General features: G+C 69.9%; 16 protein-coding genes. 5 read left to right on the top strand and 11 right to left on the bottom strand.

What is annotated here, in order from left to right; genetic code table 11:
* Nucleotides 1–298: 298 nt before the first annotated feature.
* Nucleotides 299–1,996, bottom strand: a complete 1,698-nt coding sequence (locus WMF19_RS37585) for an FAD-dependent monooxygenase (RefSeq protein ID WP_437894765.1) — start codon at nucleotides 1,994–1,996, stop codon at nucleotides 299–301.
* Between the two features lie 72 nt (nucleotides 1,997–2,068).
* Here WMF19_RS37585 and WMF19_RS37590 point away from each other — a divergent pair, with 72 nt between their 5' ends.
* Nucleotides 2,069–2,776, top strand: a complete 708-nt coding sequence (locus tag WMF19_RS37590; RefSeq protein ID WP_437894766.1) for a TetR/AcrR family transcriptional regulator — start codon at nucleotides 2,069–2,071, stop codon at nucleotides 2,774–2,776.
* Between the two features lie 296 nt (nucleotides 2,777–3,072).
* Here the strand turns inward: WMF19_RS37590 and WMF19_RS37595 are convergent, their stop codons facing one another.
* From WMF19_RS37595 to WMF19_RS37625, 7 genes are all read right to left on the bottom strand, one after another.
* Nucleotides 3,073–3,468, bottom strand: a complete 396-nt coding sequence (locus WMF19_RS37595) for a hypothetical protein (RefSeq protein WP_437894768.1) — start codon at nucleotides 3,466–3,468, stop codon at nucleotides 3,073–3,075.
* Between the two features lie 137 nt (nucleotides 3,469–3,605).
* Nucleotides 3,606–3,992, bottom strand: a complete 387-nt coding sequence (locus tag WMF19_RS37600; protein WP_437325365.1) for a VOC family protein — start codon at nucleotides 3,990–3,992, stop codon at nucleotides 3,606–3,608.
* 104 nt (nucleotides 3,993–4,096) lie between these two features.
* Nucleotides 4,097–4,708, bottom strand: a complete 612-nt coding sequence (locus tag WMF19_RS37605) for a GyrI-like domain-containing protein (RefSeq protein ID WP_437894769.1) — start codon at nucleotides 4,706–4,708, stop codon at nucleotides 4,097–4,099.
* A gap of 116 nt (nucleotides 4,709–4,824) precedes the next feature.
* Nucleotides 4,825–5,241 (bottom strand): hypothetical protein, encoded by a 417-nt coding sequence (locus tag WMF19_RS37610; RefSeq protein ID WP_437894770.1) that lies wholly within the window; start codon nucleotides 5,239–5,241, stop codon nucleotides 4,825–4,827.
* Nucleotides 5,242–5,389: 148 nt separating this feature from the next.
* Nucleotides 5,390–6,253, bottom strand: a complete 864-nt coding sequence (locus tag WMF19_RS37615) for an alpha/beta fold hydrolase (RefSeq protein WP_437894771.1) — start codon at nucleotides 6,251–6,253, stop codon at nucleotides 5,390–5,392.
* A gap of 270 nt (nucleotides 6,254–6,523) precedes the next feature.
* Entirely contained in the window at nucleotides 6,524–7,477 is a 954-nt protein-coding gene (locus tag WMF19_RS37620; RefSeq protein WP_437894772.1) for an ADP-ribosylglycohydrolase family protein, read from the bottom strand.
* Entirely contained in the window at nucleotides 7,401–7,874 is a 474-nt protein-coding gene (locus WMF19_RS37625) for a DUF4260 family protein (protein ID WP_437894773.1), read from the bottom strand. The genes WMF19_RS37620 and WMF19_RS37625 overlap by 77 nt, the downstream gene beginning before the upstream one ends.
* 178 nt (nucleotides 7,875–8,052) lie before the next feature.
* On the opposite strand from WMF19_RS37625, the gene WMF19_RS37630 reads away from it, so the two are divergent.
* Together WMF19_RS37630 and WMF19_RS37635 are read left to right on the top strand one after the other, a co-directional pair.
* Nucleotides 8,053–9,036 (top strand): LysR family transcriptional regulator, encoded by a 984-nt coding sequence (locus WMF19_RS37630; RefSeq protein WP_437894774.1) that lies wholly within the window; start codon nucleotides 8,053–8,055, stop codon nucleotides 9,034–9,036.
* Between the two features lie 617 nt (nucleotides 9,037–9,653).
* A complete protein-coding gene (locus WMF19_RS37635; protein ID WP_437894775.1) occupies nucleotides 9,654–10,067 on the top strand; it encodes an LIC_13387 family protein in 414 nt (137 codons plus the stop codon).
* A 631-nt stretch (nucleotides 10,068–10,698) separates the two neighbouring features.
* Here the strand turns inward: WMF19_RS37635 and WMF19_RS37640 are convergent.
* The 3 genes from WMF19_RS37640 to WMF19_RS37650 all read right to left on the bottom strand — a co-directional run bounded on the left by WMF19_RS37640 (nucleotide 10,699) and on the right by WMF19_RS37650 (nucleotide 12,569).
* Nucleotides 10,699–11,094, bottom strand: a complete 396-nt coding sequence (locus tag WMF19_RS37640) for a type II toxin-antitoxin system VapC family toxin (RefSeq protein ID WP_437894776.1) — start codon at nucleotides 11,092–11,094, stop codon at nucleotides 10,699–10,701.
* Nucleotides 11,091–11,330, bottom strand: a complete 240-nt coding sequence (locus WMF19_RS37645) for a hypothetical protein (protein WP_437741883.1) — start codon at nucleotides 11,328–11,330, stop codon at nucleotides 11,091–11,093. The genes WMF19_RS37640 and WMF19_RS37645 overlap by 4 nt, the downstream gene beginning before the upstream one ends.
* Before the next feature lie 396 nt (nucleotides 11,331–11,726).
* Nucleotides 11,727–12,569: a hypothetical protein gene (locus tag WMF19_RS37650; RefSeq protein WP_437894778.1), complete on the bottom strand. Its 843-nt coding sequence runs from the start codon at nucleotides 12,567–12,569 to the stop codon at nucleotides 11,727–11,729.
* Between the two features lie 1,292 nt (nucleotides 12,570–13,861).
* Here WMF19_RS37650 and WMF19_RS37655 point away from each other — a divergent pair.
* Together WMF19_RS37655 and WMF19_RS37660 are read left to right on the top strand one after the other, a co-directional pair.
* The gene (locus tag WMF19_RS37655; protein WP_437894779.1) at nucleotides 13,862–14,257 is read left to right on the top strand and encodes an LIC_13387 family protein; all 396 of its coding nucleotides are present in this window, start codon (nucleotides 13,862–13,864) and stop codon (nucleotides 14,255–14,257) included.
* 109 nt (nucleotides 14,258–14,366) lie between these two features.
* On the top strand, nucleotides 14,367–16,241 hold the full coding sequence (locus tag WMF19_RS37660; RefSeq protein ID WP_437894780.1) for a metallophosphoesterase family protein: 1,875 nt from the start codon (nucleotides 14,367–14,369) through the stop codon (nucleotides 16,239–16,241).
* The last annotated feature ends 56 nt before the right edge of the window (nucleotides 16,242–16,297 follow it).

Below are 16,297 nucleotides of genomic sequence, written 5' to 3' on the forward strand. Positions count from 1 at the left end.
ACGGGAGCTCGGTCGATTGCGCCGGAAACTCGGTCTCGGCGATGAACATCGGTTTGCCCGGCGCGAGGGCGGCAAGCTGGTCGAATGTGTCGGCCGGGGCCCCCGTCCGCAGTCTCGGCAAAGATACCAGCCCCTCCACTCGAGCCGGCGAGGGCGCGCGCAGGTCACCACCTAGTCCGCGGGTCTCGACCCGAGGCCTCACTCTGCGCACGTGGGCCCGTCGGACCAGGCCATCCCGCCTTTGGGATCGCGCGCTCGGCATCATCGCGACGGTTCGCCCCCGCGGAATCGTAGCAACTCATCCATGCATCCAGGGAGCCGCGCTCACGCCACGGCCTGCGGCCCGCAGAGCCGGTGCAACGAGGATTCTCGCGAGCGCGTCGGCGAGGACGTCCTCCGGCGCCGCCCTCGCCGTCCGCGCGCGGAAGGCGACGAATCCGTCAGGGCGGACGAGGACGGCGCCGTCGCGCCCTATCCCGTATGCGCCGCCGAGCGCGCCGCTCGGATCCTTCACGTCGCCGCCGACGCGGTGCGCGGAGAGCGGGATCCCCGTGCGGCGCGCGAGCTTGCGCGCCGCCTCGCACCACGCGTCGCCGCCCTCGGCCGCCAGCAGCACGAAGCCGCGCCCGAAGAGATCGAGCGTCGAGATGCGCGCGTCCTGCCGCGAGAGCCACACGTGCGGCGCGCGCGTGCCCGGGCGCCCCCGGAGATCTGTCGCGCCCGGGCCGGGAGGCGCGCCCGGCTCGAGGATCACAGCCTCCGAGGCGTAGCCGTACCCGACCACGAAGTACGGGAAGGCGCGCCGCATGGTCCAGAGCATCGCGAGCCCGGACCTGCCGGTCATGAGCCCGCGCTCGTCGTTCATGTCCCCCGCGATGTCGGCGACGGCGCGCGCGACGGGCCGCCGCTCGACGTCGTACGTGTCGAGCAGCCCTTCGCCCGCGCGCCCCGCGAGCACGGCCGCGAGCTTCCACGCGAGGTTGTGCGCGTCCTGAATGCCCGTGTTCGCGCCGAAGCCGCCCCACGGCGGCATCACGTGCGCCGCGTCGCCCGCGAGGAAGACGCGCCCGTGGCGGAACCCGTCGGCGACGCGAACCGCGGACTGCCAGGGCATCACGCCCTTGAGCTCCACCGCGAGATCCGGGATGCCCGTGGCGCGGCGGATGATCTCCTCGCAGCGCTCGCGCCCGAAGTCCTCGGCGCGCTCGCCCTTGTCGGGGTCGAACGGCACGTGGAGGACCCAGAGATCGGTGTTGTTGACCGACGCGAAGAGCCCACGGAGATCGCCGTCCTCGACGAGGCACATGCTGAACTCCCGCCCGCGGACGAGCTCGGTGAGATCGGCGCGAAAGTAGAGGTTGAGCTGGTGCGTGAGGACGCCGCGGCCGCTGTGGCCGACGCCGAGGGAGGTCCGCACCGGGCTCCGCGCGCCGTCGGCCGCGATCACGTAGTCGGCGCGAGCTCGCCGCCGCGCCCCGCTCCCTCGATCCAGGAGGGTCGCCGTCACGCCCTCGGCGTCCTGCGTGAGCTCGACGAGCTCGGTCGAGAAGCGCGCGTCGACGCCGCGCGCCCTGGCCGCCTCGAGGAGCACGGGCTCCAGGTGGTCCTGCGTGACCCGGCAGGGCGAGGTCGGGCTCTTGGGCGATCCCTCGCCGCGCATCATCCGCTCGCGGAGCCAGCGGATGACGAGCCCGTTCGAGCGGCGCGACGCCATCACCTCGGAGAGCGTCCGCCCCTTGTAGACGCCCATGCTCGGCGCGATCGCCTCTCCGGCCTTTCGCGCCGCGGCCTCGAGCCCGAGCCCGCGGAGGAGCTCCATCGTCCGCCCGCTCACGCCGCGCGCGCGGGGGTGGATGCTCGTCCCGGCGTGGCGCTCGACGAGCAGGGACGGCACGCCGTGCTGCGCGAGGAAGAGCGACGCGGACAGGCCGACGACGCCGCCGCCCACGATGAGCACCTTCACCCGTTCCACCTCGTCACCGTCGATTTGCGTCATTTGCGTCATGAGCCTCGCCTCCGGCTGGTACATACTGAGAGTAGATCCAAATTTGTAGTGAGTGCAAATTTTATGTCACATCAATCTTCAAGAGACCGCAAGATCCCGGCGGCCAAGCGCGCCCCGGCGCAGAAGCGCGCCGAGCCGGAGGCGCCCCCGCCGCCGGCCGGCCTGCGCGAGCGGAAGAAGCAGGCGACGCGGCTCGCGATCTCGGACGTCGCCACGCGCCTCTTCATCGAGCGCGGCTTCGATCGCGTGACCGTCGCCGAGGTGGCGGAGGCCGCGGGCGTCTCGGTGAACACGATCTTCAACTACTTCGCGACGAAGGAGGATCTCTTCTTCGATCGCGGCGAGGAGGTCGGAGGAGAGCCCGCGCGCATGGTCCGAGCGCGCCGCCCGGGCGAGCCCGTGCTCGCGGCGCTCGAGCGGGGCCTGCGCGAGAAGGGGGCGATGTCGGCCTACGAGGGGGCGAGGGTCCTGCCGTTCCTCGCCACGATCGAGGCGAGCCCTGCGCTCAAGGCGCGCGAGCGCGCGCTCTTCGATCGCAGCGAGGAGCTCCTCGCGGAGGCGCTGCGCGAGGCGGTGGGCGCGCGCGGCGACGACCCCGCTCCCCAGATCATCGCGGCGCTCATCACGGCGCTCGAGTGGACGATCATCCGAGAGCACCGCGCGCGGCTGCTCCGCGGCGAGCCCGACAAAAAGATCCGCGCCGCGCTCGGCCGCATGGCCAAGCGCGGCTTCGCCCTGCTCCGCGACGGCGCGGGCTCCTTTGGCGCGTAGCAAGCGTGAGCCGGCGCGCGCAGGCCCGCCGCTCGCCGGTGAAGAGCCGTGAGCTCCCCAGGCCCTGTCAAGCGACAGTAGTTCTTACTGACGCTCTACCCGCCACGCCAGCTGCCCACGACACCCCGCCACGCCAGCGGCCCACGACACCCGGCGCACTGGACCCCCTTCTGTCTCTCGGCAGCGTGAGCGAATGGCCATGTCGGCCATCGAAGAGGCAAGGTGGGCCCCACGAGGGGACGTGTGAAAGGTCTTGAAGGCCGTCGAGCAGAAGGCCCGCGGGAGCACCCGCTGGGCTACATGTCCGAGAATTCGATCTTTTCGAGCTCGAGGAGCAGCGCGAGGTTCGCGGGATCGGTGCGCGACGGCGCGAAGCCGATCCACCGGAGGCCGCTGGCCCTCGCCCTCTCCCATGTCGCGCGGCATGCCGCGAACCAGTCACGAACGAACTCGTCCTGGCTATCTCGGAACCCTTCCGGCCGGTACATCATGGATCGATAGGACAGGAGCATCATCATCTTCTCGAACGTCGACAGCTCGACGTCGCGCGGCTTCTCATCCGACCAGACCAGCATCCCCTTGGTCAGCTCGTAGCCCACCTTCGCGTCCGGATCCTCCGTGAGCGCCTCGATCTTCGCCCGGTCGGCGGGCGGGAACAGATCGTTCGAGTCGGTGCCGAACAAGTCGTTCATTCGACGAGCGTATACAGGTGTCCATGCCGCGTCCAGGAGCCGCGCGTAGTCCGCTGAGCGGCATCGACAGCGCTCATAGCTCCTTCGGAAGGCGAGCGCTGCGGCGCGAGAGGGCTGCCGAGGCCGATTGCCCCGGGTCATTGGCCGGCAGGCGGCTGCCAGAGCTCTACCTTGTTTCCTTCTGGATCGATGACCCAGGCGAACTTCCCGTACTCGGAATCGTCAATCTTCTCGAGGACGTTGCAGCCTTCTTCGCGCAAGACCTTGACGAGGGCGTGGAGATCCTCGACACGGTAATTGACCATGAACGTCGCCGCGCCGGGCGCAAACTGGTCGCTTTGCGCCGAAGCAATGGACCAGACGGTCGTTCCGGCGACCGGCTTGCCTTCACCGTCGGTCCAGGTAAAGGCCGTGCCACCCCATTCTTGGACATCGATCCCGAGGTGCCGCTTGTACCAAGCCTGCAGCGCCGGAGCGTCTTTGGCCTTGAAGAAGATGCCGCCAATTCCAGTGACTCGCTTCATAGAACCTCCGAGGACGGGTGGTGGTGAGAGAGACTGTGTTTCTGCGACCTGACGCCTGAGTCGAGCCGCGCCTCGAAGCGGCGTCGGCTCGAACGATCTGTTGGCTATCGCACCATGGGTTGGCGGATGATGGTCTTCCACTTGGCCGGATCGGCGCGACGTATGTCGCTCAGATACACCTCGTGGTGCTTCCCTGCAAGCGCCGATCGCGCACCAATGAAATCATGGACTCGCTGAATGGTCGGCCCTTCTTCAGTGAAGGGGCCAATGTGAAGTACCTGAGCGCATGATCCTTCGGTGAAGCTCTCCAGCCTGAGCGCGTCCACCGCGGGGAGCGCCTTCTTTCGCCTCGCTTCTGCCATGGCCGCGTGAATCATCGCCTCCTCCACGAAATGAGGCTGCATGATCATCATCGTCCATTTCCACCTCGACCTGTCGTTGGAGGTGAAGACGGACATGTCGTCCGACCACCAGAGGCCTTCGAGAGGCATGACCGCATAGTCGATTCCTTGCGCCCCCTTCTTCATCATGAACTTCGTCGCGTAGGCAACGGAGAACAGCGCTTCCACTGCCGCGGCATACTGCTGTGAAGTGTTGGGGTCGCCCTCGCCGTCGATCATGAGGAACTGAAATGTCGGCACTTCGACCTGAACCACCTCCTTCGCGGATGCCTGGTAGAGATGTTTGAGCTCCCTCTTGAGATCAACTTTCGACACGAATGCACCTGAGGATAGCGAACGCACAAGCTCACCTGCCCGGCGGGCGGGGGAGCCACGAATCTGGAAGAGCCTACAGGCCCGCGAGGTGAGGTGCAGCGCATGGCTCGGCCCTGTCAGCTCTTCTCCGCGAACCAGTCTTTGTAGTCAAAGAACGGGTGCCCACGAACCCGGTGCCCGGCCCGTAGCTCGTCCAGCGACCACAGGTGCGGGGTGTAGTCGTCCATCGCCGCCCCGCTGAACCGGGACAGCAGCCCGGCCACGAACCCGGCCACCTGCTCGTCGCCGGGGTGCCGCCCGGACACGTCGGCGATCACGCAGGTCGCCGGCTCGCCGCCGAGCCTCTGCACGATATCGGCCCAGTCCTCCGGCTCGTGCTCAAGAGGGCCGTGCCGGTACAGGTTGATGTACAGGCAGGCGTCACCCGCCACGAACACGACCCACGGCTCCCGCTGCTCCGGGTAGGCGGCGTCGAGGTACGCCGTGACCGCAGACTCCATCGTGTCCCTCAGGAAAACGACGACCGATCGCATCGCGCCCTACCGCCTCCGCTCGCCGAAGATACCGGCGCTTCGGCGGCGAGCGCAAGCTCGTCGCAGCGCGTCGTACAATTACTACGAGCGCTCTCGGCGAGGACCAACGCGAGGAGGCTCTCCTGTACGAGCTCACGGTGCACGCGTCCTAACGCGGCCCCTCCACGCGCCGGACGAAGGCGCTCATCAACGCGGCGCATTCGGCCGGATGGGTCTCCAGCAGGAAATGCGGGCCGTCGAGGATGTGCGCCTCCATGCGCGGGAGCGCCTTCATCCAGGAGAGGGTCTCCTCGAGATCGAAGAAGATATCGTGCCGCCCCCACAGCATCAGCGCCGGGGGTTGCCAGCGAGCGAGATAATCGGCGATCTCCCCGAACCGCGCGACATGGCTGCGATAGTCGAGCACCAACGCACGCTGCGCCTCGAGCCGGCCGGGGAGCGACATGATCCGCCAGTCCTCCTCCCACTGCCTGGGATCGATGCGCTCGGCGATGTCCCGGGGCACGCCGCCCACATATTGGTCGCGCGTCCCCTCAAAGGTCAGGTGCGCTGTCGCCTCGGCTTCCCGCTCCGGCGTAGGATCGTCCCAATAGGCCCTGGTCGCCGACCATTGCGGCCCCATCCCGCTCTCATGGGCATTGGCATTCTGGACGATGAGGCTGCGTATCCTGCGCGGCGCGCGCGTGGCGAGATGAAGTCCTACCGCCGTTCCATAATCGTGGAGGTAGAGGTGGAAGGCCCCGGCTCCGAGCCGCGCGAGCAGTCCGTCGATCATGTCCGCGAAACGCGAGAATGAGGGGCGCTCGACCGGCCCGGAGCCGCCGAACCCCGGAAGGTCCGGGGTGATCACGAAGCAGTCTCGCGCGAGGGTGCCGATCACGTTCCGGAACGATTCCGAGGAGCTCGGAAATCCGTGGATCAGGAGAATCGCCGGCTTCTCCCGATCGCCCGCCAGGCGGACCGCCATCTCGGCACCTTCAATCTCGAACCTCACCAGCTCCGGTTTTCTCATCGCACCTGGCTCCTTCGATGCCTTCGATTGCCTGACGGGCCTCCCGGGAGAAGGTGACACGCCTTTCGCCCGCAGGCCACAGTCTCCCCCCTTCAAGCGGACTGTTTCGCCTGCCCTGCGCTGTCTAACGGCTCGCGGGTGAGCCGCGAAGCCCGCCGATGCCGACGTCCTAGCGTGCGACGCCCGTCCGATCTGTCGCGAGGCTCCGGCCATCCACGCCGCCGGGTTCGTCGGCTCCAGCCGCTTGTTCGCCGAGCCCGGCCCCGGTCGTCATCTCAGCAGGGATACGAACCGGTTGAGTATCGGAGTGATCTGCGGAAGCTCGGGGAGCCTCGCGACGAGCTCATCCGGGATCGGCCGTCCCCCGACGGCGGCGATCTGGGCCCCGATGGCCGCGATGGTATCGGTGTCACCGCCCAGCGAGACTGCGGTCGCGATGACCGCCCCGATGGGCTCGTCCGTGGTCGCCGCTGCGACGAACAGGGCCATCGGTACGGCCTCGACCACATGGCCGGAGCACCCGAACCGGACAGCGGCTTCGCTCGGTGAGCCTCGAAAGCCGGCGATATCAAGCAGATGATCGCGAACCGCCGTGTCCGGCAGATCGGCCGCGACCACGGAGAGGAGATCCTGCGGAACGGTCCCATGGGACGCGCAATGTCGTAGTGCGACGACGACGGCGAGCGCACCGGCGTAGGCCTCGTCGCTGTGGTGTGTGATCCGTGAGACGTCACGAATCGTTCGACGGTCCGCCTCGACGCTCGGGTCCAGGAAGAACGACAACGGCGCCGCGCGCATGGCAGCGCCCGAGCCTGAGGCGAACTCACCGCGAGCTCCAGCAAGAGCCCAGTGGGCACCAGCGGCGAGATCGCGAAGCGCCTTGAGCGTCGCAGAGCCTACGCCGGAGATGCGGCCAGCCTCGAACCCGTGACGAAAGCGCTCGGCGATACGCTCCGGCTGTACGCGTCCTCGGCTCAGCACGATGGCCTCGCACGTGGCGAGGGTCAGCCAGGTGTCATCGGAGAGCCGCGGAGCCTCTGGAAAGACGGGCTGTACCGGCCCGGCAAGGCCCTCGTACGGACCGCCCCATGCGTCGCCGAGCGCACCAGCGAGGCAGCCGTCTTCAGGTCGGCGACCGTTGAGACCATCATTGCTTGAAAGAGCGCTTCGCGCCCACGCGGCCGAGGTGCGTGTCGCCGAACGCCGTCCCGTACTTGAGCCCATAGCCCAGCATCCGATCGAAGCCGATGTGCCCGGCCCAGATCGCCGCGCCGAGCAGCAGCGCCGGCGAGCCAAGCGCGACCGACGCGGCCGCGAGCAGCGCCGGAGCCAGATGGCCGTGCCCCGCATTGTAGGCCACCGCGCCCACCCGCGGGCCCGCAAGGTAGCCGAGCAGCGACAGGTCGGGCAGGAGGAACAGCGCCGCGAACCATCCCCAGCTCCCGCCCAGGTGCGCGTAGGCGAGCAGCGCTGCTCCGAGCACGAGCGCGCCCTCGAGGCGCAGGAGCGCGCGCGGCATGCCCTTGGCCCCGCCCGCCGAGACCTCGCAGGTGGGTTGCGGCGCGGGGCGGGGGGTAGAGGGAGCAAGGTCGAGCGCAGGGAGCATCGCGGCGGTGGTCATGGTCGTTCTCCTCGTCGTGCGTACCGGCGCGGGGTATCCGTCCTGTAGACCCCATCCTCGCGTGGTGCGCGCCGTCTCCGTGAATTCGCGGGCGCGGGTGCCGGCGACGTGGAGAGCATGGTCGCTGCGGGGGCTCATGAACATTGTACAAATGCGTCCATCCGCTCATCATCTTTTGATGAGCCCAGCCGAGCCCTCGTGGGACCTCTACGGTGCCTTCCTTGCCGTCATGCGCACCGGCAGCCTCTCCGCCGCCGCGCGTGCCCTCGACGTCGCGCAGCCCACCGTGCGCCGCCAGATCGAGCAGCTCGAGTCGCAGCTCGGCGTCGTGCTCTTCACCCGCGCGCCGAACGGCCTGGTGCCGACCGAGCTCGCGCTTGCCACGCTGCCCTACGCCGAGTCCATCGCCGCGAGCGCGCGCGCCCTCGTGCGCGCCGTGTCGAGCCCCACCGATGCCGACCGCGGCACCGTGCGCGTCACGTGCAGCGAGGTCGTTGGCGTCGAGGTGCTTCCCCGGATGCTCGCCCCGCTCCTCGTTGCTCATCCGCGCCTTCAGATCGAGCTCGTCGCCACGAATCGCTCCGAGGATCTCCTGCGCCGCGACGCCGATGTCGCCGTGCGCATGGCGGAGCCGACGCAGGCCGGCCTGGTGAGGCGCTGCGCCGGGCGCGTCGAGCTCGGCCTCTTCGCCACCAAGGCGTACCTCGCCGCGCACGCTGCCCCGACGTCGCTCGCGGGGCTCGTGCAGGGCCACGCCCTCATCGGCGCCGACGGCTCCCGCGCCATCATCGACGCGCTCGCCGCCACCGGGCTCGTCACCACGCCGCGCGACTATGCGTTCCGCAGCGACAGCGACATCGCGAAGCTCGCCGCGGTGCGCGCCGGCCTCGGCATCGGGGTGTGCCAGCTCCCGCTCAGCCGGCGGCCAGTGCCGCTCGTGCGCGTGCTGCCCGCGCTCGCCTTCCACCTGGACGCCTGGGTCGTCATGCACGAGGATCTGCGCGCCGTGCGCCGCGTCCGCCTCGTCTTCGAGCACCTCGTCGCGCAGCTTGGTGCCTATGCGACCCAGGCACGCGAAACACGGCCGGTGGCGGCGAAGGCCCGGCCCCCGGGCACGCGGCGAAGGCCCAGCTCGGGCCGAGCGGCGAGGACCCCTTCCTGACGACCGAGGTGGGGTCTCCCACCTGGCCCACGTTGACACTGCGTCCGCCCGCCGAACGTCGTGATCCGTCGCGTCGCAGGGCCTGGCGGCGGGTTATCGCATGCAGGCGGCGAGGCGCCGCGGCGAGCAGCCCAAGGATGATGAGGAGAGATCACAGAACGCTGGGGCGCTCGGCGGATCGTCACGGCCCCGTCACGAGACCCGAGATGTGGATCTGTACGAGCGGACCATTCGCCTCGTCGTATACAACCACACTCGAGCCTCCGATCTCGCGTCGGACGATCACGTCCTGAAACACCATCGGCCCCTCTCCGAACTGCAGCAATGCGCCCGTCGCCTCCAGCGCGTGCAGCCGAGCTCCACGCTAGCGGTTTCGCGATTGCACGTCGAATCTTCCCACGCGGGGCGCGTGGTGGCGCTGCCAGATCAGCCATCCGCCTGACGGTTTGCGCGTGGGTTACTCCGCCGTCGCTCCGCTCCCGCAAGCCTCTCTCCACCGAGATGGAAGCGAGGCCATCCGGTGCCGTATTGAGATCTCCAGGGCCGTGCTCTAGGTCCAAACGGCAGCATGTGGAGCGCACCCGCCAGGGACCGGCGGCAAAGAAACGAGGGCTGTCATGAGTAGCCGTGCACAGGTGCTGTTTCAGGTGGGCGCGTGGGCGTGGGTCGTCACCGGGATCGGGCACCTCGCGATCACCGCGCTGCTGCTCGGTCGCCCCGCGACGCCCGCCGCGGAGACCGCAGTCCTGGACGCGATGCGGGCGCACCGGATATCCATGATGGGGCTGTCGCGCGACCTGCTCGGCCTCTTCAGGGGATTCAGCGTGGCCATGGGCCTGGTGCTCGCGCTGCACGGCGCCGTCTGCGTGCTCGCCGCGCCCGCCCTCGCCGCGCTCCCTGCTGTCGTGGCGCTGAACGCGGCGGTGTCGCTGGCGCTGCTGGCCATCGCCGTCCGCGCGTTTCCGCCGCCGCCGATCGTGACCATGCTGGTCGCGACGGCGTGCTTCGGCGCGGCGCTCGTGGTGCGCTGAGCGCGCGGGCGAAGATAGCCCATAGTTCATCGCAGTCGCCACGAGCGGTCCGTCGGACGAACCGTTGCGGCATCGCTCGTTCAGGTTCCGGCGGACCGCGCCGCCATCGCGAGGCGGCGGCCCGCAGGCTGGGGCGTGAACGCGGTCCCTTCGGCGCGGCGCCTCCGGCTGCCCGTCCGCCGCGCCCTCTCCAGGCGCTCCAGGCCCCGGATGCGGCGCTCGCCGCGGTCGACGACCACGGCGATGGGTGGGCGGTTACGGCGCGACGGCGAGCCGACGCCGAACCCCAGCGACGACGGACGGTGAGGACGCGGGGAGGTGGCCGACGTGGGCTGCACGGACGGCGACTACGGGATCTACGGCGCGCGAGGCACCGCCGGCGTCCCTGGCCAGGGCATCGGGCGCATCGGCGAGGCCGGCTGGGAAGCGGACTGGGCCGGCGACGGCGGCTGGGGCACGCCGGGCCAGGGCGGCAGCGGCGGCGGCGCTCGCAGGGGCGAGCTCGGCGTGTGCGGCGCGGCGTCCAAGGGGGCGCCGGGGGGAGGATCAGGAGGGGCCGGTGGCTGGGGCGGACGAGGCGGCAAGGGGGCGAGAACGGCTGCCCGAGCATCGGCACCGTCGCGCTGCACGCTCATGCATCTGCCCAGATCACACGGACATCGTAGGGCGCCATGAGCCGATCGGCGGTGACGAGCTGAATGTCCTCGACCTGGGCCTGCGCGACCAGGATCCGATCGAATGGATCCTTGTGATGCAGGGGAAGTCCGGCGACCTGGAGGGTGTGCCGTTGCTCGATGGGCAGAGAAAGGTGACCGAGGGCGGCCATGCGAGAAGGAATGTATTCGGCAGGCGGGATGGGAAGGGAGAGCTTTCCGAGCGCGTGCTTGATGACGATTTCCCACGCTGTCGCTGCCGAGATGTAGACGTCAGTACCTTCTGCGACGAGCATCTCCACGACGCCGCGCCTGATCCTCTCAGGGTCGGCGACGAGCCAGAGCCAGCAGTGTGTGTCGAGCAGCAACCTCATGTCTCGCCATCGAACGCTCGCTGTAGGTCCTCCGGCAGCGGCGCGTCGAAGTCATCGGCGATCTGGACCGTACCCCGATCCATGCCAAGCGCCGCCCGCTTGTCGCGTGGCGCAGCCTTCTGCGGGGCGGTGATGAGGACGATCACCTCCGCTGGACCTTCTGGAAGGTCTGCGGGCACCTGCAGCTCTACCCGACGGTCTGCGGGGATGACGATGGGGATCTTGGCGGCTTGCACGGTGCTTCCTCCTGCTCCGTTACCGGCGGTCTCAGTCTAGCGTCAGAGCTCGCCGGCGTCACGCGCGATGTCCGAGGTGGGCCGGCCGGTGCGCGCGGCCCGGACGAACACGTCCGGCAGGCGCCAGCTCGACCCGGCGCGATGTGCCGGAACCTGTGCCTGAAAGACCGTACCCCGGTCTTTCCCCGCCCAACCACTGCGGTCCTGCCGGCGAGTTGGGCGGCACTGTGCCGCGAGAAATCCGCCGAGATGGGCACACGCTCAACCACCGAGGCCACGCCGCGTACGGTCCAGTGAAGACACCAAGCTGGGAGTCCGCATCGACGGCGAACCAACGCGCCAGAGTGCCTTCGACGTCCCATCGGGTAGTCATGCATTCGTCGCCGCCCGCCGTCCTCAGGCCCTGCCGAGGATGCGGCGGAAGAAACCGGTCTTCGGGGGCGGGGCCTCGACGGGTCGCCCGACCAGCCAGCAGTCGGCGACCGCGAGCGTCGCGCGCTCCGGGACCTCCACGGCGTCCGCCGGCGCGACGATGTCGATGGGACCGCCGAGTGTACGGACGCGCGTGTGTACGAACCTGCTCCCAGCGATCTCGTTGCGTGCAACGGTGACCGACTCGACGTTCCCCGTGAGGAGGGCGCGGGCGCGCGCGCCGAGCTCGCCCTCGGCGCCGAACATGCCGTGAGGCAGGAATGCCTGGTCCGCGAGGCGCATGGGCTTGCCGGGCTCGCGCGGGACGCCGGGCTCTGCCTCGCCGAAGAGCGCCGCCTGCGCGCGCTCGAGGTCGTCGGCCGTGGTGCAGAGTGAAAGAGACGAGGCGAAGCCGACGATCACGACCTCGAACGTCCGCTCGTCCGCGAGCCAGGCCTGATAGGGCTCGAAGAACAGGAATTGCAGCGCGGTCCGCGTGCACATCACGCCGGACGAAGGGTCGAGCACGTCGCAGTCCGCGCCGCTACAATGCAGGCACTCGCGATCGAGGTGCGGCGCGCTCGTGTGCACTCGCCAGCGCGTGCCGCCGTCGGGCGCGGCGAAGAAGGGGGTGATGCACTCGATCGCCTTTCGGGCGTCAAGCCGGGCAGCGAGCGCGGCGCCGCTCGGGTCGCGGAACCAGAGGTAGTGCGCCGCGGACGTGCCGAGGTCCGGCGGCGGAGCGGCGCGCTCGAGCGCGGCGCCGATCGTACGCTGGAAATCGTCCTCGGAGGAAACAGCGAAGCCGATGGCAGCCAGGTTGCTCATGGGGGAGGTATACCCGAGATCTGCACGCGTGCGTTTATGAGCGCGCTTTCCAGGAGGTCCTGGACATCGACGCCGGCGACACCCACCGCTATGGCACCCGCTTCCCAAGGTCGCGATGAACGCGCTGACCTCCGCATGCTGCAGCGGGTGTCCATTGCCGATGCGCTACGGCCCGACCGCGCGTGCCATACCGCCAGGGCGTCGTGGGTCGGTCACGCCATGGCGCCGCGCGGGAAGGCGCCGGATTGCGAGCAAGGCAGCGCAGGAATCCGCGATTGCTGCGATGCTGCTCCAGGCTTCACGGAGATATCGATCAGCCTTGACAGGCGGCCATAGTCGGCACGGTCTGCGGAGGGCGAGGCCACCCGACCAGGGCTCCGCTCGTACAAGAGCGGCAGCGCGGCGGCCTCCTGCGCAGCGCCGTCGGCCGTCCTGTGCAGCCCATTGGCCTTCCTGCACAGGACCCGGCACCCTCCTGTGCGGCCCCGTCGACCCTCCTGCGGAGCCCCGGGGGGTCTGCTGCGCGGCCTGGGCGCCTTCCTGTGAACCCCCGTTGGTGTCCTGCGTAACATTCGCCCCTGTCCTGTGCGGCCTCCGCGCACCTCCTGAGCACCCTCGTTGGTGTCCTTCGTTACGATCGTCCGGCTCCTGCGCAGCCCCGGTGGGTCTCCTGCGCAGCCTCGGCGTCGTCTCGTGCGCCTTTTGTGGTTGCTGCGCAATTCTTCCTCCCTCGTGCGCCCCCTCCGCCAGCTCCGTGGCCCGCTGCCCGTGGGCTGGGTCGGCGTCCGGGGCGAGGACGGCAAGAGGGGCGGCGTCGGCCCTAGAACCAGCCTGCCGCACTGTCCAGCGAGCGAGCCGCGGCGTCGAGCCCGCCGCCGAGGCCGCCGAGGAAGGGGGCAGGGCGGGACCTTCGGAGCGCAATTATTCCCTCCCGCCGCCAACGGTGACACCTGCAGCCGATCATGGAGGTGCGTCGGCGCTGCGATGGGCTTGCAGTGCCCGGGGACATAGCCGCTCTCCGAGACCGAGTGGTGTTTGATGTCCATGGCGCGGGAGTTCAAGCTGACGGACGACCCGCTGCTCCCCAGCGCGATAGCTGCCGCCAACCTGAATCCAGAGCGACATGCGTACGCTGCCCGGAAGGGCGGAGCCCGGCGCCGACGTCGGCGGTGGATCGAGACGTTCCACGACCGCGTCTGAAGCCAACCGTTGTCAGCGAGCCAGCTCTGAAGATCTGCGGCGGGGCGGAGGAACATGTTCGCCGTTTACCGATTGTGAGTAGCCGTGCACAGGTGCTGTTTCAGGTGGGCGCGTGGGCGTGGGTCGTCACCGGGATCGGGCACCTCGCGATCACCGCGCTGCTGCTCGGTCGCCCAGCGACGCCCGCCGCGGAGACCGCGGTCCTCGGCGCGATGCGGGCGCACCGGATGTCCATGGTGGGGCTGTCGCGCGACCTGCTCGGCCTCTTTAGGGGGTTCAGCGTGGCCATGGGCCTGGTGCTCGCGCTGCACGGCGCCGTCTGCGTGCTCGCCGCGCCCGCCCTCGCCGCGCTCCCTGCTGTCGTGGCGCTGAACGCGGCGGTGTCGCTGGCGCTGCTGGCCATCGCCGTACGCGCGTTTCCGCCGCCGCCGATCGTGACCATGCTGGTCGCGACGGCGTGCTTCGGCGCGGCGCTCGTGGTGCGCTGACATAGCTTCCACGAGGGCATGATCGCTCAGATGGGCCTCGCCCGGCCAGGGCGACGCCCGTTTGCGCGAGGCGGCCGACGGGAGCCGCGACCGGGTATAGTCGCCGCCTATGCTCGAGCGCCAACAGGTGTTGCACCAGACGCGGGCCAGGCTGCACCCGGAGCGCATCGCCCGGCGGGAGGGCGCGCTCGCGCGAGCGCGCATGCTGATCGAGGGCTCCCTCGGGCACCTCGACGAGACCGGCCTCCGGCGGCTGCTCCAGCTCTTCAACGCCGACCACGTCGACGGCCGCGACGTGAACAATCGCTTCGCCACCGGCCTGATCGGCAACAACGCGAACCTGCTGGTCGCCGCGCTTGACGGCGTGAACGCGGCGGTGCCTTCTTTATGGCAAGCCGACGATGCCTGGCTCGCCGAGCACCTGGCCGCGCTCCGCCGCGGGGGCAGCCTGCCGGGCGGCGGCTGGCTGTTCCCGTCGATGATCCTGCACACCCGGGATCCCATGCGCTTCTCGCCGGCGACCACGACGATGGCGCGGGGGCTCGCCGCGATCGACGGCGGCCCGCCCATCGCGCTCGGCAAGCCGACCGGGTACCTCGACTACAGCGCACGCGTCCGCAAGCTCCTCGAGGAACACACGATCTCGCTACACGGCGTCGACGTGCTGCTCTGGCAGGGGGCCCAGCTCGCCGGAGACGCCGCGGACTCGGACGCGGGCGAGATCGAAGAATCCTCGGCCGCGACCCCCGCGCCGGAGCCCGCGCAGCCGGCCGCCGGACGCGACGCCACGACCGTCGGCCTGGCCGCTCGGGGTGTCGACTCCTCGGCCAAGCTGTCGCGCTCGACCCGCTCTCCCGAGGAAGACCCGAGCGCCCCGCGGCCAGCGCCGTCCACGCCCGCGAGGCCCGCTTCGGTCGGCTGGCTGCACCTCACCGACCTCCACCAGGGCATGGGCGGCACGAGCTGGCTGTGGCCGAACGTCATGGCCACGCTGTTCGACGACCTCGCGCGCCTGCACGACCTGTGCGGCCCCTGGGACCTCGTTCTGTTCACCGGGGACCTGACCCAGCGCGGCAGCGCCGACGAGTTCAAGAAGCTCGACGCTACCCTCGACAGGCTGTGGCGGCGCTTCGACCAGCTCGGCTCGCAGCCGCGGCTGATCACCGTACCCGGCAACCACGACCTGAGGCGCCCCAGCGATCTCGATCCGTACGTGCTCGCCCTCTCGCAGTGGCACGCCAACGCGCGCCTGCGCGACCAGGTGTTCGACGTGAATGACAGCCTCGGCTACCGCGAGCGCCTCGCGCAGATCTTCAGGCCCTACAACGCGTGGGTCGATTCCTGCCGGTGGCACGTCCGCGACCGCCGGACGCTCGGCATCCTGCCGGGCGACAGCTCGTACTCGCTGTCGCTCCACGGCCTCGAGCTCGGCGTCATCGGTCTCAACTCGGCCTTCCTGCAGCTCACCGGCGGCGACTACCAGGAGCGCCTCGCCGTGGACCCGCGCCAGCTCCACGTCGTCTGCGACGAGTACGCCCCCGAATGGTTGCAGCGCCATCACATCAACCTGCTGCTCACCCACCACCCGCCCGAGTGGCTCCACCCGCAGGCACGCCAGGACTTCCGCCAGGAGGTCGACCCGGCCGGTCGCTTCGCCGCCCACTTCTTCGGCCACATGCACGAGGGCACTGCCACCTCGACCGCCCACGGCGGCGGCCACGCGCGTCACGCCCTGCAGGGCGCCTCCCTCTTCGGTCTCGAGGAGCACGACGGCCCCGGCGGCCGCGGCGTCACCCGCCTCCATGGCTTCAGCGCCGGCCGCTTCGAGCTGCTCCCCGGCGCCGCGCAGGCCCGCGTGCGCGTCTTTCCCCGGCGCATGTTCACGAGCGCCGGCGGGCGGAAGATCGACCGTGACGTCTCCGCCTACCACCTCGATGAGCGCGGCTCGTTCGCCTACGAGGTCCCGACCGCCCGCCGCACATGACGCCTCGCCCGCGCCACGCTCACCCTCCGGCAACTGGTCATGGCGCACATCGCCGC

The organism is Sorangium sp. So ce124 (assembly GCF_051525235.1).
GTDB classification, from domain to species: Bacteria; Myxococcota_A; Polyangia; order Polyangiales; family Polyangiaceae; genus Sorangium; species Sorangium atrum.